The sequence below is a fragment of the Microbacterium sp. P5_E9 genome (genome assembly GCF_054049175.1).
Genome location: NZ_JBFUMV010000146.1, coordinates 1 through 528, shown reverse-complemented (window position 1 = coordinate 528; position 528 = coordinate 1). Strand labels below are relative to the sequence as shown.

At 63.4% G+C, this 528-nt stretch carries 1 protein-coding gene; it reads right to left on the bottom strand.

Annotation, left to right across the window (positions count from 1 at the left end):
• A partial coding sequence (locus tag ACXJ3V_RS20700; RefSeq protein ID WP_457102235.1) for an IclR family transcriptional regulator occupies positions 1–502 on the bottom strand: 502 nt, incomplete at its 3' end.
• Positions 503–528: the final 26 nt, after the last annotated feature.

The window sequence follows — 528 nt, the reverse complement described above, 5'->3', positions numbered from 1 at the left end:
GCACATGGGCGAGCGTACGCATTTCCTTTGCGGCCAGTCGGGCAATCAGCTGCGATGCCTCCGTGGGTGGCAGGTGCGCCAGCAAGATCTTCGAACTCGCGCCCGCGAGTAGCGGCACATGCTCACCGGGCTGGGAGACACTACGCAGCGGCGACGCGGTGACAACTTCGTCGATACACACGCGTTCCTCGGCGTCGACCATCTGAAGCGACACGGTTTCGCCGGTCGTTTCCGCGAGCCTAGCCATCACCGGACGCGCCATCTCGCGGATGCCCAGCGTGCTGGCCACCAAGCCAGCCAGGCGCGTGAAGCGGAAGGAGAGGCAGTACTGCTGATCGTCCAGCCGCACCAGGTAGCCGGATTTCTGCAGGCTCTGGATGATGCGGAACGCGGTGGACTTGGGCAGATTGATGCGCTCGGAAAGCTGGTGCAGTGAGAGGCTGCTTTCCAGCTGCGTGAAGCCCTCGAAGACGGAGAGAACTCGTTGGACTGCGCGCATCATGAGGAGCCGCTGAGGCAAACGTTGGG